This is a genomic window from Flammeovirga sp. EKP202 (genome assembly GCF_014534745.1).
In the GTDB taxonomy this organism is placed as follows: domain Bacteria; phylum Bacteroidota; class Bacteroidia; order Cytophagales; family Flammeovirgaceae; genus Flammeovirga.
Map to the genome: position 1 here is coordinate 1 of NZ_JACVVP010000120.1, position 1,115 is coordinate 1,115.

A 1,115-nucleotide genomic window follows, 5' to 3' on the forward strand; every position below is an offset into this window, starting at 1 on the left:
ATTTGATCAAGTAAAGAACTAAGGTTGTTATTTGATAGATTAAGTAGCTTTAGACGGGTCAAGTCGGTTATAGATTCTGGTAAGATATCAATCTTGTTTTCATTAAGAACTAATGTATCTAATTTTTCTAGTTCACCAATTGAATTGGGTAGTGTTTGAATATTTTTATTTGTTAATTGAATTGTTTTTACCCTAAAGAAGGAAACAGTAATTCCATTCCAAGTTTCAATAGGAGTACTCAAATCCCAGTTTAAGGTGTTAGAAGGGTTATCATTATAAATAGAAGCAACAATAATTGAATCTGCTTTTAATTGATTGGTGTCGAAAACATTAAAAGTTGCAGTTTGTAGTGTTAATAAAGGGAAGTCGTCATTTGTGATATGACAAAAATATTCTCCTGTTGTATTGGTCGTATATTGTCTACTGTTTGCGTTGATTATGATTTCATTGTCCTTGTACCATTGGAAGTGGTTATTTGTTGTTGCGAGATCAAAATCACTTGGAACTTCTAATAACACATTTTTACCACCAGTAGCATCTATAAATGCTACTTCCCCGATGATATTTTGAGGTTGGTATATTAAATTTTGAGGAAAAGGTGTTGCAATGTTTTCCAAACTTTGAAAGGTAAGATCATTGTTTTGAATCCATAATGTATCTAAGGCGTCCAATGTACCTATACTATTAGGAAGGGTGTCTAATTTTGCATTATTGATTTTTAATTGATTAATTCTCCCATTGGAAAATTGGACTCCTTGCCAAGTTGTTATAGGAGCATTAATATCCCATTGAAGCGTATTATTATTGTTTTTGTTATAAATGTCTACAGTTGCGAGTGAATCCTGTTCAAAAATGGTGGAATTTAATATATAGGTTGGTTCAGAGGTTAATGTTAATTCAGGGAACGTAATGTTGTTAATGTCACAATGGAAAGTACCCATTTGATCTGTAGTATAGGTGTTTTGATTGGCATCATTTTCAATTACTTTTCCATCTTTGTACCATTGATAGCTATTATTTGATGAATTGATATCAGCAGGCAATGAAATAACAATAGGATTTCCAGAGTGTTCTATAATTTGCGATTTACCAATTTTATTTTGTGGACTATAGTT

The 1,115-nt window shown here is 31.4% G+C and carries 1 pseudogene; it reads right to left on the bottom strand.

Features of this window, described 5'->3' with window-relative positions:
• A pseudogene (locus tag IC221_RS29215) lies at nucleotides 1-1,115 on the bottom strand (hypothetical protein); the annotation flags it as partial.